23 protein-coding genes are annotated in these 24,691 nt (G+C 29.5%); all 23 read right to left on the reverse strand.

The genetic code is table 11. The features are described from left to right. Positions 1 to 18: 18 nt before the first annotated feature. The 23 genes from GWR14_RS04180 to GWR14_RS04290 all read right to left on the reverse strand — a co-directional run bounded on the left by GWR14_RS04180 (position 19) and on the right by GWR14_RS04290 (position 24,597). Entirely contained in the window at positions 19 to 1,986 is a 1,968-nt protein-coding gene (locus tag GWR14_RS04180) for a polysaccharide biosynthesis protein (RefSeq protein WP_163407791.1), read from the reverse strand. A 77-nt stretch (positions 1,987 to 2,063) separates the two neighbouring features. Continuing rightward, positions 2,064 to 2,948 carry a glucose-1-phosphate thymidylyltransferase RfbA gene (gene rfbA / locus GWR14_RS04185; RefSeq protein ID WP_163407792.1) on the reverse strand — a complete coding sequence of 295 codons (885 nt, stop codon included), beginning with the start codon at positions 2,946 to 2,948 and terminating at the stop codon, positions 2,064 to 2,066. Between the two features lie 62 nt (positions 2,949 to 3,010). Beyond that, a complete protein-coding gene (gene rfbD / locus GWR14_RS04190; protein WP_187356523.1) occupies positions 3,011 to 3,856 on the reverse strand; it encodes a dTDP-4-dehydrorhamnose reductase in 846 nt (281 codons plus the stop codon). Further along, a complete protein-coding gene (gene rfbC / locus GWR14_RS04195; RefSeq protein ID WP_163407794.1) occupies positions 3,856 to 4,404 on the reverse strand; it encodes a dTDP-4-dehydrorhamnose 3,5-epimerase in 549 nt (182 codons plus the stop codon). The genes rfbD and rfbC overlap by 1 nt, the downstream gene beginning before the upstream one ends. A gap of 1 nt (position 4,405) precedes the next feature. Further along, complete coding sequence (locus GWR14_RS04200; protein ID WP_163407795.1) at positions 4,406 to 5,551, reverse strand: DegT/DnrJ/EryC1/StrS family aminotransferase; 1,146 nt, start codon at positions 5,549 to 5,551, stop codon at positions 4,406 to 4,408. Then, the gene (locus GWR14_RS04205; RefSeq protein WP_163407796.1) at positions 5,544 to 5,969 is read right to left on the reverse strand and encodes a WxcM-like domain-containing protein; all 426 of its coding nucleotides are present in this window, start codon (positions 5,967 to 5,969) and stop codon (positions 5,544 to 5,546) included. The genes GWR14_RS04200 and GWR14_RS04205 overlap by 8 nt, the downstream gene beginning before the upstream one ends. Beyond that, positions 5,966 to 6,931: an MraY family glycosyltransferase gene (locus tag GWR14_RS04210; protein ID WP_163407797.1), complete on the reverse strand. Its 966-nt coding sequence runs from the start codon at positions 6,929 to 6,931 to the stop codon at positions 5,966 to 5,968. The genes GWR14_RS04205 and GWR14_RS04210 overlap by 4 nt, the downstream gene beginning before the upstream one ends. A 252-nt stretch (positions 6,932 to 7,183) precedes the next feature. Further along, entirely contained in the window at positions 7,184 to 8,251 is a 1,068-nt protein-coding gene (locus GWR14_RS04215) for an EpsG family protein (protein WP_163407798.1), read from the reverse strand. A gap of 215 nt (positions 8,252 to 8,466) precedes the next feature. Beyond that, positions 8,467 to 9,363 (reverse strand): NAD-dependent epimerase/dehydratase family protein, encoded by an 897-nt coding sequence (locus tag GWR14_RS04220; protein WP_163407799.1) that lies wholly within the window; start codon positions 9,361 to 9,363, stop codon positions 8,467 to 8,469. A 5-nt stretch (positions 9,364 to 9,368) separates the two neighbouring features. Next, on the reverse strand, positions 9,369 to 10,166 hold the full coding sequence (locus GWR14_RS04225) for a glycosyltransferase (protein WP_163407800.1): 798 nt from the start codon (positions 10,164 to 10,166) through the stop codon (positions 9,369 to 9,371). 12 nt (positions 10,167 to 10,178) lie between these two features. Then, a complete protein-coding gene (locus GWR14_RS04230) occupies positions 10,179 to 10,757 on the reverse strand; it encodes a D-sedoheptulose-7-phosphate isomerase (RefSeq protein WP_163407801.1) in 579 nt (192 codons plus the stop codon). Positions 10,758 to 10,780: 23 nt separating this feature from the next. Continuing rightward, the gene (locus tag GWR14_RS04235) at positions 10,781 to 11,767 is read right to left on the reverse strand and encodes a GHMP family kinase ATP-binding protein (protein WP_163407802.1); all 987 of its coding nucleotides are present in this window, start codon (positions 11,765 to 11,767) and stop codon (positions 10,781 to 10,783) included. Positions 11,768 to 11,843: 76 nt separating this feature from the next. Beyond that, on the reverse strand, positions 11,844 to 13,658 hold the full coding sequence (locus GWR14_RS04240) for an HAD-IIIA family hydrolase (RefSeq protein ID WP_163407803.1): 1,815 nt from the start codon (positions 13,656 to 13,658) through the stop codon (positions 11,844 to 11,846). A 34-nt stretch (positions 13,659 to 13,692) separates the two neighbouring features. Continuing rightward, positions 13,693 to 14,664, reverse strand: coding sequence for an SDR family NAD(P)-dependent oxidoreductase (locus tag GWR14_RS04245; RefSeq protein ID WP_163407804.1), 972 nt, complete (start codon positions 14,662 to 14,664; stop codon positions 13,693 to 13,695). Positions 14,665 to 14,675: 11 nt separating this feature from the next. Continuing rightward, on the reverse strand, positions 14,676 to 15,734 hold the full coding sequence (locus GWR14_RS04250) for a glycosyltransferase family 4 protein (protein WP_163407805.1): 1,059 nt from the start codon (positions 15,732 to 15,734) through the stop codon (positions 14,676 to 14,678). 34 nt (positions 15,735 to 15,768) lie between these two features. After that, the gene (locus tag GWR14_RS04255; protein WP_163407806.1) at positions 15,769 to 16,608 is read right to left on the reverse strand and encodes a glycosyltransferase family protein; all 840 of its coding nucleotides are present in this window, start codon (positions 16,606 to 16,608) and stop codon (positions 15,769 to 15,771) included. A gap of 53 nt (positions 16,609 to 16,661) precedes the next feature. Beyond that, positions 16,662 to 17,420 carry a glycosyltransferase family 2 protein gene (locus GWR14_RS04260; protein WP_163407807.1) on the reverse strand — a complete coding sequence of 253 codons (759 nt, stop codon included), beginning with the start codon at positions 17,418 to 17,420 and terminating at the stop codon, positions 16,662 to 16,664. A 94-nt stretch (positions 17,421 to 17,514) separates the two neighbouring features. After that, a complete protein-coding gene (locus GWR14_RS04265) occupies positions 17,515 to 18,684 on the reverse strand; it encodes an EpsG family protein (RefSeq protein WP_163407808.1) in 1,170 nt (389 codons plus the stop codon). Between the two features lie 74 nt (positions 18,685 to 18,758). After that, positions 18,759 to 19,763: a glycosyltransferase gene (locus GWR14_RS04270; RefSeq protein WP_163407809.1), complete on the reverse strand. Its 1,005-nt coding sequence runs from the start codon at positions 19,761 to 19,763 to the stop codon at positions 18,759 to 18,761. 260 nt (positions 19,764 to 20,023) lie between these two features. Continuing rightward, positions 20,024 to 20,815, reverse strand: coding sequence for a class I SAM-dependent methyltransferase (locus GWR14_RS04275; protein ID WP_163407810.1), 792 nt, complete (start codon positions 20,813 to 20,815; stop codon positions 20,024 to 20,026). Positions 20,816 to 21,076: 261 nt separating this feature from the next. After that, a complete protein-coding gene (locus GWR14_RS04280; protein WP_163407811.1) occupies positions 21,077 to 21,907 on the reverse strand; it encodes a glycosyltransferase family A protein in 831 nt (276 codons plus the stop codon). Between the two features lie 4 nt (positions 21,908 to 21,911). Beyond that, positions 21,912 to 23,165 carry a protoporphyrinogen/coproporphyrinogen oxidase gene (locus GWR14_RS04285; protein ID WP_223150959.1) on the reverse strand — a complete coding sequence of 418 codons (1,254 nt, stop codon included), beginning with the start codon at positions 23,163 to 23,165 and terminating at the stop codon, positions 21,912 to 21,914. 13 nt (positions 23,166 to 23,178) lie between these two features. After that, positions 23,179 to 24,597: a lipopolysaccharide biosynthesis protein gene (locus GWR14_RS04290; RefSeq protein ID WP_163407812.1), complete on the reverse strand. Its 1,419-nt coding sequence runs from the start codon at positions 24,595 to 24,597 to the stop codon at positions 23,179 to 23,181. Positions 24,598 to 24,691 lie beyond the last annotated feature (94 nt).

Raw genomic sequence — 24,691 nt, forward strand, 5'->3', positions numbered from 1 at the left:
TTTAATTTTATCTTTATTTTATTTATCCAAAACTTCAAAAGTAGAATTCATACTTTTAAATTCAGGAACAATTTTTTTCATTTTACTTACTATGTCATCATTACTATAAAAATTGGAAATTCCTATAAGCTCCTCAATTTCAATGTGCAGGTTTTGATATTCGTCCTGAATTTCCTGCGCAATCATAATTTTGTTATGATAAGTGGGAAGTGTTTTCGAAGTATCGTTTAATAACTCTTCATAGAGCTTTTCACCTGGTCTGAGTCCTACAATTTTTATTTTTATTTCTTTATCAGGTATGAAACCAGCTAACTTAATCATTTTTTTAGCCAAATCAATTATCTTAACAGGTTTTCCCATGTCAAAGATATAAATTTCGCCTCCATTTCCCATCGCGCCAGCTTCTAAAACCAGTTGGCAGGCTTCTGGAATTGTCATAAAGTAACGAATAATATCCTGATGAGTAATCGTTACGGGGCCTCCTTCGGCAATTTGTTTTGTAAACAAGGGAACTACAGAGCCATTAGATCCTAAAACGTTTCCAAAACGAGTCGTAATAAATTTGGTTCTGCAACCTGATTGTTCCTCTTGATTTTTTAAAAACAAAGACTGAACATATTTTTCAGCAATTCTTTTACTCGCTCCCATAACATTGCTTGGATTCACAGCTTTATCAGTAGAAACCATTACAAATTTCTTCACATTATACTTACAGGAAAGATCTGCCAAATTTTTTGTCCCTTTTACATTCGTAAGAATCGCCTGAGAAGGATTTTCTTCCATTAAGGGAACATGTTTATAGGCTGCTGCATGAAAAACTACCTGTGGTTTAAAATCCGCAAACACTTTTTCTAAAGCTTTTTTACTTTTGACATCTGCAATGACAGCTTTTATTTTTGTTTGTGAGTCCAATGCCACTGTCTCTAAACATAAATTATGTAAAGGCGTTTCTGCCTGGTCCAGAATTACTATCGTTTTTGGGTTAAAACCTAAAACCTGCCTTACAATTTCGCTCCCTATAGATCCTGCTGCTCCAGTAATTAGTATGACTTTATCCTTTAATTGCTTAGAAATCGATTTGCTGTCTAATACAATCGGTTTTCTTTCAAGTAAATCCTCAATCTGAATATTCTTTACTTTCTGGGAAATTTCTTTCTGGTTCTCCCAATCTGAAATTAATGGAACCGTATATACTCTGTAGTTGAATTCCAAACACTGATCAACAATTATCAGCTGCTCATCTTTGGACAAACTTTTATCTGCAATGATAATCCCTTCTGCAGCTACTGATCTCATTAAAGCCGGCAATCTTTTCTTTTGAATCAATATTGGTAAATCCAACATTCGTTTTGAAGCATTTTGACTGTTTTTATCAACAAAACCAACAATCTTAAATCTTGAAGGTGTTTCAAACTTTAATGCGTTGGCAACTGAAATTGCATTGGCGTCGGTACCATAAATTACTGTCCGTATTAACTTCGAATCTATTTTTTCCGAGAAATAAATTTCAAAAGTCTGTTTTACAATCACACGGTATAAAAATAAACCACAAAAAGAAAGTACTAAGTTTATAAAAAGTGCTGTGTTTAAAAATGCCTTATGTCCTGTATAAAGCTCAAAAAACAAATTAAAAATCAAAAAGAAAATCAAAACCGACATTTGAGAAAACAACAGTTTTATTGCATCAATATAGGAAGAATGCCTTATAATCCCGGAATATGTCCTAAACAGCCAGAAGAAAAACAAATTAATGGTTAAAAGACTCGATACAAAATAAAAATGATATCTCGTTATGACATAACCTAATGCTGTTCCTTCAAACAACATATAGGTAAAAGTAAACGAAAAAACCAAAACCATTACATCTATAGCTACAATAATCCATCTGGGCAAATAACTAAGATTATTAATATTTGCTTTAATGTTTCTTGGCGAGAATTTATTATGCAACAACGCTGCTATTTTGGTTAGTGGGTTCGTATCCAAGTTAGTTCTCTTTAATATTGAAAAATTACACTTACAAAAATACTAATTAAAGATTTTAAAAAATATTTCTTTTAAAATTAAAATAGGTTACTTTTTCTCTTTTGTCTTAAAAATTCCATTAGATAAGACCCGTATCCTGATTTAACCAATGGTAAAGCCAACTTTTCTAATTCTTTATCTGAAATAAAACCTTGGCGCCATGCAATTTCTTCAATACACCCTACTTTTAATCCCTGTCTTTCTTCTAAGACCTGAACAAATTGTCCAGCCTGCATTAAACTGTTAAAAGTTCCTGTATCCAACCAGGCGGTACCTCTGCTCAAAATACCAACTTTTAACAATCCTCTTTCTAAATATACCTTATTAACATCTGTAATTTCATACTCGCCTCTTGCACTTGGCTGAATACTTTTAGCAACTTCGACAACTGAATTATCATAAAAATATAATCCCGGAACCGCATAACTTGATTTTGGATTTTCCGGCTTTTCTTCAATAGAAACTGCTTTAAGGTTCTCATCAAATTCTACTACCCCATATCTTTCCGGATCCGAAACATGATATGCAAAAACAACACCTCCGTTTGGCTTTGTATTTGATTTCAAAAGTTCCTGCATATTGGAACCAAAAAATATGTTATCTCCCAATATTAAAGCAACATCATCAGTTCCTATAAATTCCTCACCGATTACAAAAGCCTGTGCCAAACCATTTGGAACTGCCTGTTCAGCATAGCTGAATTTGCATCCTAAACCTGAGCCGTCACCTAATAATTTTTTAAAATTAGGCAAATCATGAGGAGTAGAAATAATTAATATCTCGTTTATTCCCGACATCATTAATGTTGATAGGGGATAATAAATCATTGGTTTATCATACACCGGCATCATTTGCTTGCTCATTGCAAGGGTTAAAGGGTGCAATCGTGTTCCTGAACCACCAGCTAATATAATTCCTTTCATATTACGATATATGATTTAGTCTTAAATTTCTAAATAGAAATTTTAATTCAAAATCCATTTTTTTAGATAAACATTCTTTTTAAACTCTCTTTATAATTAGGAACATCTAAATTATAAATTCTTTTTATTTTTTTCTTATCCAATAATGAAAACTCTGGACGTTTGGCAGGAGTTGGGTAGGATACTGATGGAATTCCTTCCACATTGCAATTATAATTTCCAAATTCTTTGATGCTCAACGCAAATTCATACCAGCTTATTTCACCTTCATTCGAATAATTATAGATTCCTGGTATCCATTTCTCAGATTCCAGAATAACTATCATAGCCTTTGCCAGATCAGCAGCATAAGTGGGAGAACCAACCTGATCATTTACCACATTAATAGATTCTCTTTCATTCATGAGACGCTTCATTGTTTTAACAAAATTATTTCCAAATTTACTATAAACCCAAGAAGTTCTGATAATTATAGAGTTTGGATTTTCTTTTAAACAAGCTATTTCGCCTGCTAATTTACTTGCACCATAAGCATTTATCGGATTAGTTTCTGCTTCCTCACTTAAAGCTATCGAAGAAGTTCCATCAAAAACATAATCAGTAGAAATATGAATTAATTTCACATTATTATCTTTTGCATATTTCGCTATCAATTCTACCGCCAAATGGTTTACAGTAAAAGCCAAATCTTTTTCTGATTCTGCCTTATCAACTGCTGTATAAGCTCCACAATTAAGGATAATATCAGGATTTATTTTATTTAATTGAGTATTTAGTAAATCTAAATCGTTTAATGTAATCTGAGTTCTGTCTGCAAAGACCCATTCGTACTGAGAATAATCTGAAGAAAGCCCAGAAAGTTCAGCCCCTAATTGTCCACTGGCACCTGTTACTAAAATTTTCATCATTAAAACAAGCTATTACAATTTTCAACAAAGGGTAAAATCTGATCTTTTTCAGACACAATTGCATCATTCAAATCCATTCCCCAATCAATATTTAAAGACGGATCATCAAATTTAATTCCGCCTTCTGAAGCCTTGTTGTAAAACTGATCGCATTTATACATTACAGAAGCTGTCTCACTAATTACAGAAAAACCATGTGCAAATCCCTGAGGTACCAACAATTGCTTTTTGTTCTCTGCTGAAAGCAAAATACTAAATGCCTTTCCGTAAGTAGGAGAATCTTTTCTTAAATCTACCGCTACATCTATAATTTCGCCTTTCAAAACTCTAACCAGTTTAGTTTGTGCAAAAGGAGGGTTTTGATAATGTAAACCTCTCAGAGTACCTTTTTTAGAAAAAGACTGATTATCCTGAACAAATTCAATATGTATTCCTAAACTTTCAAATTTTGTCTTGCTATACGATTCAAAAAAATATCCTCTCTCATCGCCAAAAACTATTGGCTCAACTATTAGTAAATCTTTAATAAATGTTTCTTCAATTTTCATATTAACTATTATAATTATTAAAGAAGATATGGATTACTTCTTTTATCCTCTCTTTTTCTTCTTTTGTCAGACTAGATCCTGAAGGCAAACACAATCCTTTTTTGAATAACTCTTCAGCTACATTTCCACCATAATATGGATAACCAGAAAAAACTGGCTGTAAATGCATTGGCTTCCAAATAGGGCGGCATTCAATATTGGCGTTTTCTAATGCAAGTCTTAAACTTTCCCTGTTTATATTTTCATACTCTTTAACTAAAATTGTACTTAACCAATAATTTGAAAAAAAATCTTTGTTGGCAGTCTGAAACAATTTTATTTCTTTAATATCCTTAAAAATCTCCTTATAAAAATGATTTATCTCTCTTCTATAGTCAATGTTTTTATCCAAAACTTTCATCTGCCCAAGTCCTACTCCGGCACAAATATTACTCATTCTATAATTATATCCTATTTCACTATGTTGATAATGAACCGCTTTATCTTTGGATTGGGTTGCGTAAAAAATTGATTTTTCTTTTAATTGTGTTGATTTTGAAACCAATCCTCCTCCACCGGAAGTGGTAATAATCTTATTACCATTAAAAGACAGAATTCCAAAAGCCCCAAACGTCCCGCATTTTTTTCCTTTGTATGAACTTCCTAATGCCTCCGCACTATCCTCAATAACCGGAATTTCATACCGTTCTGCAATCGCATGAATTTCATCTGCTTTATATGGACTACCGTACAAGTGAACAGCTATAATTGCTTTTGGTTTTTTTCCTTTTTTAATCCTGTCACAAATTGCAATTTCGAGCTGTTCAGGACATATATTCCAGGTTTCCAACTCACTGTCTACAAATACCGGAATTGCCCCCTGATATAAAATTGGATTAGCCGATGCAGAAAACGTCAAACTTTGGCAAATAACCTCATCTCCCGTTTTAACTCCTAATAAAACTAACGCTAAATGAATTGCTGATGTTCCTGAATTCAGAGCTGTTACATATGACTCAGCATCAAGATAATTTTCTAAAACTTCTTCAAAATCATTTACATTAGGACCACCTGAAGTAATCCAGTTGTCATCAAGTGCTTTCTGAATATACTTCTGTTCAAAACCACTTTGTTTGGAGAGTGATAAAAAAATTCTTCTGTTATTCATTAATTTTCCAATAATCTGGAGCATAACGAACATCGTCATCACTAACAGCTGTCAATGGTAAGGTAGAAAACGATATTAATTTTGAACCTGTTTCTAAAGATTCAATTGCATTTGCATAACCTTTAGGAATATGCACGATTTTACTTTCTGTAGCAGTCACTATTATAGTTTCGATAAGCAAATCTTTTGAAGGATTATCCCAGTTATCAATTTTTATAAAATGAATTTTAAAAGATCCACTTATGCAATAGAAATTCTTAGCATCCAATTTATGTCCCTGCCATGCCCGAATTGGATTTTCATCAGAATTACTGATAATATAAAATCTTTCGATATCCTTAAAACTAAAATCGTTTACGTAAGAAATCGTGCCGCGATAATCGGAAAAATTACCTCCCTCAATTATTTTAGGATTCATGAATTCAACTTTAAAGCCCTTTTTTTCAACAAATAAAATTTCGACATATAAATAAAAAATAAGGGGATTATGACTATTGTAAATATTAATCCCTCCTGAATTTTTTGATATAAAAATATCACTACACCTGATACTATTATTTGTGCCAAAGCATAATATAATGCTACTAATCTATGTTGAATTTTATATTCATTGCTTAAAATCTGATATAAGTGTAGACGATGAGCTTCAAAAATATTTTGTCTCAGGTATAAACGATGTAAAATTGTACAAACACCATCTGTTCCATAAACTGCAAAAAGCAAAATCCACAGTACTGAATTTGTTGTCAAAATAAGTTTTAAAATAAAATAAATAACCCAAAATGCTATTGCTATACTACCAACATCACCAGCAAAACACTTGGCTTTTTTTCGATAATTAAAGAATAGAAAAACCAAACTGGCAATCATAGCATATTTTATAAAACTGCTATCTGTAAATAACTGGATATTTTTATTTACATATAACAATGACCCCATGATTACCAAAGTATATACCCCAGTAATACCATTAATTCCGTCCATAAAGTTATAAATATTTAAAAAACCAATAGCAGCAATATAAATTACAATAATTATAAGAATAGAAATTTCATGAAAGACGCCTAAATCATAAAGTACCAAAGTAATAGCAAAAAAATGAATTGAAATCCTTATTTTATTTGATAAACTCTGAATATCATCCCAAAAACTTACTAAACTTACCAATGTAATTCCGGTGAAGAAAAAATAATTGCTTTGTATATGCTGAATAAAATAAATTAATGCAGAAAACCAAAAAATTACTCCGCCGCCACGTAATGTGATATTTGCATGAGAACTTCTGTCGTTGGGTCTATCAATAATATTGTAATGGTCAGCTATCTTAAAATAAATCAATTCAATAGCGATGAATAAAAATAGTAATACTATATTGGCCATAAGTAAAAGGCATTTTTTATGTTGTTTTTTATTTGCTGTTCTTTGAAATATAACCTTAAAAAAACTGAAGTGAATCTTCGAAAAGTTTAGGTTAATAATAATCTGATCTATGGTTGTTATTATATCGTTATTTTTATGTGATTTTAAAACTAATTTTTTAATTTGATAACTCGAATACTTCTGTAAAAAGTCTAGCTTTTTTAATGTATAAAAATAATTTACTAAAATGAATTTATTAATTCGCTATTTATTCTAATACTTTTCTGACGGCCACAAAATACTTTTATAAGGTACAAACTTGGGCGTATTACTACTAGGAAGGTCGAAATCTTTCTTTAATGCATTAAAAAATGCGCCTAAATAAAGCCCGTAAAAACAGACAAAAAAAAGTAATCTTTTACGGTTTTTCTCTAAAAAAATTAAATCGCCTATTATTATAATTTCAAAAATCCTAAAATAATTGGAAAATCGAATCAAATCATTACTCTTCGAAAAAAAATTAACAAAAACAATTGAAAAACAATATAAAACTATTAAGTATTGCTGATAGGAATATTTATTTTTAAGTTGTTGAAAATAAAATAAAATTAAAATTCCTTGCAGATTCATGATAATTATTTTTAGAAAATCAGTTGGTATAGCTTCATTCGAAAAATAATGTATATACCGGGTTTTTTCAAATAATGCTCTAAAAATTTGGAAAAAATCTAATCTTGATAAAAGGAATGAAATAATTAATAAACCGTATAGATGATTTACTCTTACTTTATACCCATATTTAAAAACAAAAAAGAACACAAAAAAAGCAATCAAACAGCTGTTATGAATAGATATACCTATGAACATCAATAATAAATAAATTAAATACTTTTTATTAATCAAATAATAAAAAGCATAAAAACTGATAGCTACTGAAAAAGACTGCCTAATCATTGAAAAAGATGATAAATACAAACTTGGAATCAGCATATAAAATAAAATAGCAATAGCAGAATTTCCAGTATATTTTCTTACACCTAAAAAAAGAAAACAATAAGTCAAAAAAGAAAAAAAGAAAAAAAGAAAAGCAGGACTCAAATTAATCCAGCGAAACAAGTTCATGATTGCTACAAAACCAAATTCTAAACCATCATCCCTAGTTTTATATAGATACCAATTAACATAACTTTGATAATCCGGACCAATTCTATCTCTAAAACCACCAATTAAAATCATGATGAGCAATAGAATGATGCTAATCTTTTTTTCTACATCTGGCTTAAAATAACTAACAAAAAATAAAGCTAGTATAAGAAGAATCAATAAAATATAAAAAAACATATCTTAATTTAATGTTTTATATTTTGCATCTAAAAGCTTTACTTCTTTAATTTCTGATTGTAACATCGCTAATAACTATATTTCAGCTTCCCGATTACTCTTTTTATTTACATCTTAACTTTTGTTCTAAATATCTTTTTTTAATACTAAATTCCCAAAAGTCTAAATGTGTGTTTTTTTGTAATTCTCTATTTTTCATATTCATTAACTAAGTTTTACTTTATCCTAAACGATTCATAAGTCTTTATCAATCCTTCCTCTACAGATACTGGCAAACTTTTCCCAATAGCATTAATAATCTTTTGATTACTAACCACATAGTTTTCAGTTAATTTTTGCAAACGCTCTGAATTCAAAGGTAAATGCAAAAAATCCCCTGCTTTTGCCAACCCATGAATAAAAGAGACAGGAACTGACCAAATTTTACATTTTCTTTTTAAAGTATTGCTTAACAAATTAATTAATTCATTTGTAGATAACGATTTATCGTCCGCAAGATTATAAACCCCTGATAAAATATTTTCATTATCTAACAACTCTTTTATAATAAAACAAAGATTTTCAACACTCAAAAAAGAACGGTTGTTCTCAAAGGCACCCAATGGCCAAGGAACTCCTTTTGCTACCAGTTGGTATAACAAATTAAGATTTCCTTTGTTTCCCGGACCGTGTATCATACAAGGCCTTAGGATATAGATTCTCTTCCCTACAGGCAATTTTTTATTCAGAATATATTCCTCTGCCTGATATTTGGAAATACCGTAATGAGTTTTCGGATTAGGATCTGCTTCTTCTGTTAAAACTTCTTTTACTTCATCTGCAACAGCTTTTACAGTACTCATAAAAATAAAAACAGAGGCTTTTGAAATTAAAAAAGCATCAAATAATTGTTTTGTTAATTCAAAATTTGCCTCGTAATAATCTTGGGGAGCAGATACCTTTTTTAAATCATGTGCTTTTCCGGCAAGATGGATCAAAGCATCCGCTACAATTTCAAATTTCTGATTAGGCATGTATCGCACATACATCGGGTGCACATCATGTGAAGTCTTTAAATATCCTTGAAGATTTTTGCCTAAGAATCCTGTAGAACCTGTAATATGTACTTGCATTTTAATTAATTCCTATATTTATAGCTATAATATAATGCCATTACATTATCAGGCAGAATCTGTGTTAAAAGAAGAATAAAAATACCTATAAAGTTAATAGGTATAAATTTAAAATTAAAATTTCTAAATCGAGCGTTTAAAAAATACCTGTAATGTTTGGTATTTCTAATAAAATCGTTTTGTCTGTATTTTATTAATGGCACCGCTAAATTTGAAAATCTCACACCATTATTTAACCATCTTAACCATAATTCAATATCTTCCGCATATTTAAAACTTTCATCATACCCCCCATAATTACTAACCAAATGTTTCTTAAACATTACTGTTGGGTGTGCAATTGGACAATCAATTTGCATTTTCCATCGAACTTTATTAGTTCCGACGGGATATAAACGAATTGCCTTAACTTCTTCTGTATTATTAATAATTTGTATTGCACCACCCAATACATCTATATTACTATTACATTTCATATAATTTATTTGTAGCTCAAACCTATTCAAAAAACAAATATCATCAGAGTCAAAACGCGCAATTATATCATATTTAGCAATGGATATCCCGAAATTCAAAGATTTTGGCAAGCCCAGTCTATCTTCAGTTTTAAAATATCTAAACCTTTGATCTATAACACAGTAATCTACACAAAAATTAGAACATTTTATATCGGTACTATCATCAACAAGTATTACTTCAAAAAATTCATATGTCTGATTAGAAATACTTTCTAAACTCTTTTTTAGAATTTCTGGTTCAACATTAAAGACCGGTATAACTATTGAAATATATTGATAATCCATTTAATACAGATTTCAAGATTTAATATCTGCTCCACATAGTTCTTTCATAACCATATGACCGAACATCAAATGAATATCCTCACAAAGCTGCATATCATATGATGGTATCCAAATACATTTTTTAGCAATTTCTTTTGCTTTGCCACCATCGTATCCGACAATTGCCAAAGTTTCAGCTCCAATAGAGTTTGCATATTCTAACGCTTTAATTACATTAGGAGAATTACCACTACCACTAACAACAATCAACAAATCATCAGATTGCATTATTGACTTTAATTGCCCAGAAAATATTTCATCGTAATTCATATCATTACCAAATGCAGTTATGAGACCTATATTGTCGCATAATGAAACTCCATTAAATTTATTACCTGTTGCAATATTTACCATCTTATTCCAATCTGTAATATAATGTGAAGCAGTATATGCACTTCCTCCATTTCCACATGTTATTATCTTATTACCAGTGATGTACTTGGACTTTAACAATTCGATAGCTTCATTAATTTCTGAAATATCCATTTTTTCAAACAATGAAACGTGGGAATCAAAATAATTTTTTATTGTAAATTTAATGTTAGTTGACATATAATTTTTTTTATTGATTAAAATTAATTGGTTGGCTGGTAATGAACTATTTGAGACCCGGCCATATCGAATTTAAACTTCACACGTTGTAGATTAACTAAGGATTTTGCAATTGAATCATGTTTATCCGGAGGTGCAAAAAACATAATAAAACCTCCATTACCGGCACCTAATAATTTTCCGCCTAACGCACCGTTCTTCATTCCTTGATTATACCAGAAATCAATTTCAGAATTCGTTATTCCTTTCGTCAATTGAGATTTTAAAATCCAATTCTCATGAAGTATTTCACCAAAATTAGTGATCGAATTACTTTCCAGTTCGTGTTTCAAATCAAAAGTTAATTCAACCATTCGACGCATTAAAAGTTTTCTGTCTATGGAAATCAAATCTTTAGACTGCTGTGCCAAAAGTTCTGAAGCGCTCCTTGTTCTGCCAGTAAAAAAAACCAAGGTGTAGTCCTCGATCATTTGGATTGTCTTAGGACTGCAAATAATTGGATCAACTGTTACGGAATCATTTGGATGAAATTTAATTAGATTCATTCCGCCATAAGATGCAGCATATTGGTCTTGTTTTCCGATTGGTTCTCCACATTTTAAAATTTCAATATTGCAGGCTTCACTGGCTAACATTTCCTTAGAACTAAATTGATTTTTATATGCATTTAGAGCATTTAATAATCCAACTGTGAACGAACTCGAAGATCCTAAACCGGAACCTTTTGAAGGAATATCTGCCATTGAGGCAATTTCAATCCCCCCGTTTATACTCATATGTAATAATGCTTCTCTAAAAATAGGATGCTCGATTTGACTGACAAAATCAACCTCTTCTGTTTTACTGTAATTGAGGCGTATTTTGCCATCAAATTTTGGATTTACTGCTACATAAACGTACCTATTGATACTTGTTGACAATACTGCACCTACTTCTTCCTTATAAAAAGCAGGCAGGTCACTGCCTCCGCCTACCCAACTCATGCGCAAAGGGGTTTTACTTATTATCATTTTTTATTTTTTATTTTATGAGTAGAATTTATCGCACTTTCTCTTACAGCTTGAACTTCATCTACCATTCGAGCTTTTAATTTTTCTTCAATAGTATTACTGTCTTCTTTACGCCAGATATAATCTTTAAATCTTCAACATCAACAAATATTCGGACATTAGAATTTGTACAAAGAAATTCATCCAATAATACCGGGACTCCTTCTAAGATTACAATATCTTCAGGTCCAATTGAAATAACTTCATGATTATTGGAATTCCGTTTTAATCTATCATAAATTGGCACTTTAATATCCAGTCTTGTTTGACTATTCAAAAATTGTTCTGCAAATTCTCTAATACCGGACATGTTGTATCTATTCAATACTCCAGTACCTTCATTTCTTTTCTCAACGGGAAAAATCCAACCATCTGCACAAACTATATGAACTGTTTTTCCAATATGCAAAAGTAATTCTTCTACAACCTTGGCCGTAGAACTTTTTCCTGCTCGGGCAGGTCCTCCTATTAAAATCATTCGGGCTTCACTTGCTAAAGGAATTATAGGCATAATCCTTTTCGTCAACAATGCATAACCCTCAATTACCCAATCAATAGCTTCTTCTAAATCTGAAAAGATAAAATCTGGTTTTATCGAATATTTAGCATCAGTCCCTGCATGACCAGTTCTTACTAACACCGTATGCAGGCCTGAATTTTTTCCTGCCTTTATATCTGAAGTAGTATCTCCTATAAACCAAGACTTTCTTCTATTTATTTCTAATTCCTGAATTGCTAAATCAATGAGTCCTGTTTTGGGCTTGCGACAATTACATTCTATCTTTAAATCTGCAATTTCTCCTGAAAAACCTTTGTGAGGATGGTGTGGACATACATAAATCTTATCCAAATACGCATTTTTGAGACCTAAATCATAGTCTAATTTATTATGGATTTTTTTTAGACCACCCCATGTAACATCACCTCTTGCAATGACAGGCTGATTGGTAATTCCAACTGCCAGCATTCCTGAACGATTAATTTTACGGATACCTTCAGCAGCTCCATTAATGAGTACCAACTGTTCAGGCTGTGAAAGATGGTTAACTTCTTCATTTATTGTTCCGTCTCTATCTAAAAATATTGCAGTTCTTAAATCCCGTGTTGACAATTTTTCGGGCAATCCCAAAACAATATCCCTTTCAACTTTATCTAATCTTTCGGGAGTACCCATATCCTTTATATACTCTTGTGAAACATAGCCAAAAATATTTCCATCTATATTAATTATAGTAGGAAAAGTATCCTTTGCAAGATCATACTTCCCTGTTTTTGGAATAACTCCCGTCAATATTTCCTTTTCAACTACATAAAGAGCAGCATTAACTAAATTGGGTAAGTAAATATTTTCAGGGTGGGGATAAGGATGAATCGCAAGAATTTTGCAATTATTATCAATTTCTACTAAATCTGAGTCATTCGGATGGTCATTTGGATGAACCATTAAAGTCACATCTGCCTGATTATTAACATGAAAACCAAGTATCCCTTCCAAATTAACATCCAAATAAGTATCACCATACATTACCAAAATCCTATCACTTAAAAAATCGAAAGCGTCAAATAGTGCTCCTGCAGTACCTCTAGGCTCCCTTTCGATAATATACGAAATTGTAACACCCCAATCGCTCCCATCTTTAAAATAATCGCTTATTACCTCATGTTCGTAATGAACCAAAAGTGTTATATTAAATAGTCCAAACTTTTTACACAATTCAATTTGGTGTTCTAAAACAGGCTTTCCAAGTAATAAAGCCATAGGTTTAGGTAAGTTTCCGGTTCTTGATTTCAACCTTGAACCCATTCCTCCAGCTAAAATTGCTACATCAATATTGTCTTTTTGTTGTTTCAATTGATATGATTCTTAAAATAATACAAATAAACTATTATACTCCCAATTGTAAGGCAATTTGATCTATTGCCTTTTTAACGGCATCTTCAGATCCTAAATTGGGAGACCACCCGAATGACCTAAGTTTTTCAGTAGAATAGTTAAATTTGGGAACATCTCCTACCCAACCTTTATTACCATCTCCAAAAACAATTTTTGCTGACGGATTAACTCTTAAAATAACTTGCTCAGCAATCCATTTAACTGTAACCCCTTTATCATACGGGCCAATATTTACAATCTCCACTTTATCGCTTATTTGTCGGTTTGAAATTAAAAGCATTGCATTAATTAAATCTGATACGTGTAGATAAGCTTTCTGCTGTGTTCCGTCACCGAGAACTTGTAATTCGTTTTTATTGAAAAGCAATTTATTTATAAAGTCTAAAATAACACCGTGTGTAGCTGGTACTCCAACAACATTAGGAAAACGAAATATATTTGCTCTATCCAAAAAATCTTCTGCTGCAGCCGAAATTTGGGCTTCAGATGCAAGTTTCATTGCACCATAATTAGATATAGGTAAAAGTGGCCCGATAGACTCATGTATCATTGTATCTCCAAAATCCCCATATATTGCAGAACTTGATGCAAAATTAATTACTTTAACATTAAACTTCTTCATTACTTTTAAAACTTCGAAAGTTGTCAGAAATGTGTCTTTCAAATCAATCGCAGGATTTAATACTCCTGCAGGAATATCTGAATTAGCTGCCATATGCCAAACTTCTGTAATATCTGCGTTTTCTTTCGCTTCTATAAAAGCCTTTTCACATTCGGAATTTTCAGCAATATCAAAATTTAAAACTTTAAGTTCTGTACTACTTTTATATTCTTCTAAATACTCTAGCTTGCCTCTTGAAAAATTATCAACTATTGTTACCTTATAACCTAAACTAAGTAATATTTTTGCTAATTGACTTCCAATAAAGCCTGCTCCTCCTATTAATAATGCGTGTCTATTCATATTTATTTTTCTTACAAAATGTTTTTAAAATACTTTAAATAAGCTTCATCAAAAAAAACTTTTAAAAAATTTTCAGCTCTTAGTCTAGCCTCTCTAGATACTTTATTTAATTTATTCTTATTCTCTACCAATTCTAACAACTTAGATGACAGAAAATTCACGTCTCTTTTAGCAAGTATATAACCATTTAATTCATTTGTTATTAAATCATTTACTGCACCATCATCCGTTGCAACCACAATACATCCTGAAGCCATAGCTTCTAATACGGGCAGATTAAAACCCTCTGACACTGAACAGGACAAAAGAATATCACAACTGGAATAAAAATAACTCATTTCGATTTCATTTTTAGGAAAAACAAATTTAATATCCTCAGAAATATTTGATTCTAATAACTTTTTATCGGGTGTAGCACAAATAAATTGAACCTCTAAACCCTCACTTGCAAAATCTTTTCTAATTATATAACTGCTTTCTAAGAAAAAATCAAAACCTTTATTAGGTGAACTAGTCGAAACAATTCCAATACTTATAATATTTTCTTTAAAAAACAATCTATTGTCATCAAAAAATACATCTCCGACGTAGTTAGGTATTACTAAACCTTTCTTATTATAATTAGTAAATACATGATTCGAAACAAAAACCCGATTAGCTGAAATGTTTTTAGAAACAAAATACAAAAATTGATTAATATTTCTTAAAAACAGGTTACCGTTTGAAATAATTGAAATACTATCCAGTCCCTGAATTAAAAAAATTATTTTTTTGAAATCAAATCTTATTAACCTTGTTATAAAACTTAATACACTAAGTCTAAAATTACTCGTTATTATAACATCGTTAACACAAATAAGCTTGAAAAACAGTTTAAAAAAAAATAAAACTTTTGAACTATCTTTTGTAGATCCAATATATTCAATTGTAATCTTATCACTTAAATTATAAAAAGCTTTTACATCTGTTTTTTGAACTAAAATTAGCACCTCAATATTATTCTCAGCCAATAAATTAACAATAGCAGTTAGAATCTTTAATCCTCCAGAGGCATTAAATTCTTCTATCACAATAGTACATTTCTTTCTCAATCTATTAAGATATTTACTTCATTTTATTTGTCATAAACATAAAGGATTCAACCCCTCTAAGGCCATCAAAAATTCCTAAAAAAAATTTGTATACATTTACTCTGGCAATCCCTAAAAAAATGCATTTAACAGGAAAATAAAAAAACCGCATTATTAAAATAATTGATAGAAAATTGAATAATCCGTTTTTTCTAATTAAATATATAGTATTTAAGCCTTGCATATATATTCTAATCTGTGAAGAAATATTGAATTTTCCGAGCCAAGTCAAATTCGTATCCCCAAAACTATGATTATATTTTGGAGTCTCAATTTGTTGTATATACCCGCCTATAGCAGTCAAACGATAAGCAAAATCCCAATCTCCATAATCCATAAATAAATTTTCATCAAAAACCAGTGGAACATAACTCTCTACCTTTGATTTCATTAAGAATGTAGTAGATGCTTTAATTAATATTTTATCTTTATTTAAGGGATTAATTTTATTTTTTTTATCCAAAAATGTTGTAGCGACGATATTGTTGCTTTCTTTAAAACATTTAAATGAAGCTTCAATGAATTCTTTTGCAATTTCATATGTAATAACTGTATCTTGGTCCCAAAGCCAATAATATTCATAATTAGAATTTGCAGAAATTATTTCATTATATGCTTTAAGTGTACCCAAATTAGAGATCGATTTTTTTATAACTACAGAGTCATAATTAATAAAATCTTCTAGAATTAAAGAACTAGAATTGTCAAATATGAAAACATCGCTAATTCTGGTCAATATCTCTAATTGATTCTTGATTATTTTATCATCAGGATAATAACAACAAATTATAGAACAAATATTTTTTTGATTCATAACACTATTTTAAACTAAAAAATAAACAAAGCAAATTATCCCATTTAAAAAAATCAAGATTTTTTTGATTTAAAAAAATGATCTAACCAAAATTTCAATATTTGTTTAATAAAAATCCAGTTCGAAACTACTTTAGACTTACCATATATTACGGCAACATTTTTAGATTCAGAATATGCTTTAATACTTTGACTTACGCCTCCCTCTAAAAAAATGACGAGCGGTTTTTTAACGTACGCTATCGTCAAATTTAAACTCGTCAGCATACGATTTATCCATTCTAAATCTCCCGAAGATTTGTAATTAATATTAAAAAGGCCAATTTCGTCAAAAAGAGTTTTCTTAACTAATAATCCTGGGTGGGGCAGATACATATGTTGCGGATTAAAATTTGATTTTTCAAATTTCTCAGGCATAATCGGAATTAATTTTCCATTTAACAATTTCAGGTTAATTCCAAAAGAAATTACGTCCCTTTTCAGATCTAATTCATTTTTCACCAAATCTGAAAAATTAGCGACCAGTAGATCACCAGCATTTAAAAAAGAAATATAACTACCTTTTGAAACTAAAACTCCTTTATTCATAGCGTCATAAATGCCGGAATCATTTTCTGAAATAAATACATCTATAAATCTTTCATATTCCTTCGCAATTTTACATGTATTATCTTTTGAATTCCCATCAATCACAATATACTCAATCCAATCTTTTTTTTGAATTCTAACACTTTCAATTGTCTCTTTTAGTAAATATTCAGCATTATAAACAACAGTTATAATACTCAACAAAGGAAAATTCTGATCTGTCATAAAATATGATATAGATAGCCGTTAACATAAAATACATTTTCGCAGTTAATTCTAAAATTAGCTTTTCAATATTATAGAAAGATTAAAATGTAATTTAATCTGCTGAAAATTGTTCAAATTCAGTTTTTCTAACATCGTAGCTATCAATTCCCCACAAAAGGTTATCATATTTAGCAAGTGAATTAGCATTCCCCTGATAAGTACGAAGAAATCCGAAAGTAAAAAAAAGAATTAAAAAAATATATTTATTCTGTTTAGATTTTATAAGCGAGTAAATATTAGGATAAAGAATCCAATATGAAAAAACAAATAAAACTGAAAACCTTTCTGAAAAGACACTGATTTCTGAGAAATTTAATATAAATATAAAATATATCAAATATACATTATAAAAAATCCTATTCATCGAATTTTTTTCAACTAATCTATGATAATATATTGTAAAAAAAACAAATGAAAAAATTCTTTCTAAATATCCAATTGAAAAAACAACTTCTGTAGAAAAATCTGAATGAAGAGCCATTTTATCGGAAATCATACTTATATTTATGAGTGTAAGTAAATCCCCTAAAATAAAATTAATCCACTTTACGTGAAATATAAATACAATATTAGAAATAATAAATATTGACCACACAATAAATCTAGGAATATCTTTGTTAAGAATAAAATACAATGGAATAAATAATATTGCTGAGAAATGAAAAGTTATGCCTAATAAGTTAATAAAGAAATAAGGTATGAACTTTCTATTTTTAAGATATTGTAAAGACAGTAAAAAAAGAATAATTGATTTTGAATTTCTATACAGGTTAAATTCTATGAACAAACCGTTCATCACAAAAAAAACGATGAAAGCAAGTACATAATATTTTGCCTGCGTTTTAAATACCTTATCTAAAACCCATAAGTCAATCCCTGTATTAATAAAAACCCAAACAAAATAATTAGGAAAAAAAGATTTTATTAAAATACTATAAAAAATAAAACCAGGCTCCATTTCGCCTGTACTAAGTTCTTTAATAATATTCCCATTCCATAAAGTTGGTAAGTTTTCAAATTTTGGATAATAGCTATACCAGTCGCTATAAATATGGCCTCTTAATCCAATAAAAAATAAAAACAATACAATCGTAAAAAAACGAATATTAAAATTTGTTTTTTTTTCGTTGATATTACCTCCTTCTTTAAAAAATAAAAATATCAAAACAAACAAAAAAAATAGATATGGAACTGAATTGAGAAAATATAATTGAGAACTCATAAATTTTCATAAGAATTAGTGCAAAGTGTTCTTAATGTGAATCGAAGAACTTACTTTTATGATTCTTTACACCATTATTTGGTAAATAATTTAAAATAACACTCTCTATACATTTTTCCAACATTTTCTTCCTTACACTTTAATATTTCTAAATTTTCAATCAATTTATTATTTGATTCTAAACTGTTATTAATTGCAATCTCGATATCCTTAACTAAATGTGATTTACACAAAATAGCATCTTTATAGTAACTTTGATGTGCATAACTCTTATCCATTAAAACTACTGGTTTATTCATGGCAGTTGCCTCTAAGGCACTGATTGGCTGCGTCTCATCAAAACTTGGCAAAGCAAATAAAGAACAGTTCTGATAGGCTGCAACTAAATCTTCTGATCCCTTCGGTAACTCTTTTATCCATAATACATTATGATTTGATTCAACCAGTTCCTCTAGTTTTTTACCATATGATAATTCTCCATCAAGTATATTTCCAATTAAAACTAAATTTTGCTTTAAATTAATACAGGCAAGTGCCAGATTATATTGATTTTTACGCGCTGATATATTACCCGTACACAAAACGTAATCACGAATACCATATTTAATACCAAAATCCAATTCTTGTTTTTCAAAATATTGATTCTCAACAATATTAGGAATGATATCAATTTTAGAGAAAGGAACTTTATAATATTTATTTAACATTAAGCCTTGTAAATCATTTACCACTATGATTCTATCTATAATTTCATAATATCGAATCTGTTGTTTGAAAGACTTCGAAAAAATTACTCGATAAAAATGCCCTATTTTTGATCTGATTGTTCCAAAATATGGTAGTAAAACTGTTGCTACAATAAACTTTTCTGCTTTCTTAGACCAATCAATAACCTGATAATTATATGTCCCAATACCCCATAAATGAATAATATCAAAGTCTGAATCTCTACTCCAAACATCTAACTTGCTTGCCAATATTCCACATTTTATAACAGAATCCATTGTATTTAACATTTGCATATCGAAACCTCCGAATGCAAAACAATGGGGTTGACAGGGATAATATTTTACTTTCATAAATAAATTAAATGTCATGTTTATATTGAAATTATTATCACTATAAATTAGAAAAACGTTTTTTCAAATATTCATAGATGATGAATGCTATTGAAAACTTAAAAAGTATTAAACAATGTACTTCAAGTTTTAAGAGCTATAACTTTAATGGTCATACCATTGTTTAATTACAAAAACAACACTTTTCAAAAAACATATTTATCACATTTAAAAAATCATTAAGATGCATTTAAAAAAAATATTCAAATGGTTGGTCAATTTTATAATTTCATAAAAACCCGGTTGTGTCCAACGGACAGAATTTCTTCGAATAAATCTAAATTAATTTCCGAAGCAACAAAAGAAGGACCAGGATGTCCTGCTGTTGAATAAAAAGATGGGGTATAATCTGTATTTAATGAAGCATCATCTAAAACAAGCAAACCACCTTTCTTTATACTGTCTGCACAAATATTAAAGTCTTGTTTAACAATTTCATAATCATGATTGCCATCAATATAAATGAGATCCCATACTTTAGATTTAATAACTTTTATCATATCTTCATCTGTAGAAAACCCCTTATGTAGTACTGGGAGAGGTAGCTTAAAAAAATCAAAATTAATCATAACATCTTTATAGTAATCTAGATTCCCTAAATATTGAGATACTTTATCCCCAGCAGACGTAAAAGGACTAATTCCATGAATATCTACTTCAAACTCAAATTTTTTTCCTAATAATGAAAATAAAGAAAGTGTTTGACCTCTATAAATACCAATTTCCAAAATATATTTAGGTTTAAATTTCTTAAAAACAAAAAACCACATAGCATGAAATGCATCTTCCCCAAAACCCCTAAAATTTTGAGAAAAATAAGCACGATGCTCCTTTAGCCATTTTGGAGAAAGATTCCAAAAAAAATGATAAAAATAATTGTATTTTTCATTTCTGCTTTTTAAATAATGGCTTATTTGAGATAACGAATATATTTTATCATATTTATTGATTTTCCTTCTTGTGAAAGCTAATTTAATTTTGTATATTCTAGTAAATAAAATTTGTTTAATCATGTATTTTATTTTTTAAAATCAACAAAAACTTACATAAATCGTATTCAATTCAACGCTTTTAAAAACACTAATTTATCACAAAATTTTAAAATAATTTACATTATAAAATTATAGGTAAACAAGGCATAAATGTTATAAAAATTAGCACATCGCTAAATATTAAAAACAAATAATTTATAAATTTAAAACTTCACAACCTTCATTCGATATAGGACTTTGACATTTTTAAGAATTAATATCAAAATCAACTTTCGAAGTTATTTAAAGGGTTTCAAGTTTTCTATTAATATCATTATTTTTTAAATAGTGCTTTAAATAATCTTTATGTTTATTCCAAACGTAGTGTCGGCTTCTATTTATAATCCTAGTAGCATTTTTTTGAAATTCTTTAGATCTTCTAGAACCACCCCATTCAAAATCTGACTGATACTTCAGAGGAAATAATCCATTTATAAAACCTTCTTTTAGTCCCCTCAAACAATACTCAGGATCATCATATCCATAGGGAGCAATATTTTCATCAAAACGTCCCAATTTCGACAGCATATTCCAAGGTATTATATTTGGTCCGTTAATGGCACACATTCTTGGATAGAATTTTTCATATTCTCCTTTCTGATAATCTGCATGATCATCAGGACTCTGAATTAAGTCAACATTTACAATCATTCTTTTAAAATCATTCCTAATCATGTTTTTTATCGAACTTGGCTTAATATTTGCCCCATATCTTAGTGATACAGCTCCCAAATTATTAATTCTTTCATATAATTCAACAATCTTTTTTTCTGAATCATAATCCTGTAAAATAATATCATCCTGCATTATTATAGAAAATCCATTTTTTACAGTTTTTAGCCCCGCATTTACAGATAAAAGCATGTGTACATTTGGCATTAATATTTTTTCTGCCTTATGCGATGAATTTTTTATAAATTCATCAACAATCGATTCGGATCGATCTGTACAACCATCAACAATTAAAACAATTTTACTTTCTGAAGAAGCACATTTTTCAATTCCTTCTAATGTTTGTGGCAAAATATCTTCCTTATTAAAAATCGGGACTATATAATTAAAATTCTTATTCATCATTTTAAATATTTATATTATTAAAAATTTCTTCTTTAAGATCAATTGCTCTTTTTATGCAAACATCCATATTGTAATATTCCCATTCTCCAAATCTCCCAATTGAATAAATCCCAATTGAATTTAGATAATCAAAAATTATTTCTTTGTTTACTTTATAATTATCATCAAATACTACATAAGCATGATTAGAAACATGATAATCCAATGGTCTAATTAAAAAGGGATCTTTTTTTCCGTATGTTTCCATTTCTTCATAACTTCTTTCTCCAATCGTTTCAGTAATTGTATAATTCATTTTCGGAGCAAAAAAATTACCAATGTGTATATAACGATGGAAAATAGTATTAGAATCAGGTAAATAAGTCCATGTTTTTTTAGTAGGTTTTGTTTCCCACAGCATTGTACTCACTTTATTATATTTCAGTTTTTTCGCAGCATGAATAACATCCTTTGGACAATTTGAAATAAATGTTGGTAATTCATTTAGAGGTAAAGTGCTAATTAGTTTATCATATGAATAGATTCCATTAACAATCCATTTATTGTCATCTTTATTAAAATAAATAGACTTAACATCAACATTTTGTTTAATATTAAGACCAGAAGCTAAATTATCAATAAAAGTATTTTGATTATTAGAGTTGGGATAATAAAATTCAGAATGAGGCATCTTATCTTCAGAAACTCCTATCAAAGACTGAAAAAATGATTTCACATCAGGTATAGGCAGCTTATCTTTAACCCAACTTGGATCCATTTCCTTAGGGTCTCTATTCCATATTTTTCTATTGTATGGCAAAAAATACTCTTCTGTTAAAGTATTTCCAAATTTTTTACGAAACCAATCTTCCAAATTTTCGTAAGTTCCATCATCTTTTGCATTTAAGAAATCCTTCACAATATTAATAGCTAACTCATTATCAAAAGAAGAAATCTGCTTAACTGCAAATTCAATTGGGTAACTTATTTCATTATCTTTAAACCTTATTGCAGCATCTCTTGTTACCTTATGCCATTCAGAAGAAGGCATTATATGTTGAAAAACAAAGTCAAGAACATCAGGATATTTTGAATTAAAGCAATGTCCTCCAGTTTTATGATAACTGATGCCCTCTATAGATTTTGTTTTGGCGATACCTCCAAATACTGGAGATTTATCTAGTAATTCAACTTCAAAATCTTCTGTCAAAAGCTTACCAATACTTAAACCTGAAATTCCTGCTCCTAATATTCCAATTTTAATTTTCTTTTTCATTTTGTACTTAGATTTATATATGTTTTTTTGATGAATAGCCAATATTTTTCAAATAGCGAAAAGCTAATCTATAACTAGGTATAATATAAAACAAACCATATCCAATAACTGTAGCCCAAATTATTCCGCTGACACCAAAATTCAAAGACAAATATATTTTTAAAAATAGTGAACATATAGAAGCTAAAGCTACTATCAAAATTTGTTTGTGTAACAATTCACCACTATTCAAAAAAGTAGACATAACCCCTCCATAATTTGCTATAAGTACATACATATAAAAACCTAACAGCAAAGACCAAGATGGCATAAATTCTTTTCCAACCCAAAACGATATAATCTGCCTACCAAAAATTAATAATGGTAATGATATAACGGCAGCTCCACTTATACTTAATAATAATCCTTTTTTTAAAGTCTTTTTTGCCCATTCAATATCACCACTAACCATTGCTTCGGCAAAAGCAGGCCATAAGGGTTGGATAATAAACTGAGTGAACATTGAAAATAAAAAAACCTTTTTAACAATTTCATAGCCCGCAACTGATTTAGCTCCGAGAATCTGTGCTAAAATTAGATTATCTGAAGTATTACCAAGTAATGTAAAAAGTCCCAATAAAAAAAAAACAAATCCCGCATTCATTAGTTGTTTTCCAATAATTACATCAAAATACTTTAATTTTGGTATTAGATTGGATCTTTTTTTTGTAAATAACATCATTCCATTTAAAAGCGTTGCTATTAGCTGTCCACCTGAAAAGGTAATGACCAACCAAACAAGACCACTTTTAAAATAAATGCATAGTAAAAGCCCAAATAAACTCAATAAAGAACCAACTATTAACCAAAGCTGAAATCTGTAACCTTCTTGATAACCGTCTTGAATTCTTTGAATAACACCTAAAGGCATATTGATTAAAAGCATAACTACAAGCACAAACATTGTTGGTCCAGATTCCTCCGTTGCAATTTTAGATTTGACATTAAAAACACTTTCCCAAGAAATAAATGGATAAATAAAAATAAAAACTAGAAACAGTAAGCAAGCTATACCTGTTAAAATAAAAAAAGTGCTCGACACCGCAATTTGGGCATCACTTTCACTCTCTTTTCCATTTGCTTTTGACACCGCATTTAACAATCCATTCCCTAGACCCAAATCAGCAAACCCCATTAGAGCCAATATTGAAGATATAGCCATCCATAAACCATACCTTTCTGCTCCTAAATAACTAAGAGTCAATGGCACTGTAATTAAATTAATGGAAGCCGAAAAAATCTTTACAATTACAGTACTTCCTCCAGTTAATAAAATACGTCGATATCTTTCTTTTGATTTGCCCTCAACTGTACTAATATCATGCGATGTAAACTGAAAAATATTTTTAATTTTGATCCAGTTCCCAATAAAGAATACAAAAACTTTTTGCACTATTAAATAAATTTAAAAGTTTATGATTTTAACGAATATAATGTATTTGATTAATAAAATGTAGTATGTAAATATTTAGATTATTCCTTATTCT

It is taken from the genome of Flavobacterium ajazii (genome assembly GCF_010614725.1).
Taxonomy (GTDB): Bacteria; Bacteroidota; Bacteroidia; order Flavobacteriales; family Flavobacteriaceae; genus Flavobacterium; species Flavobacterium ajazii.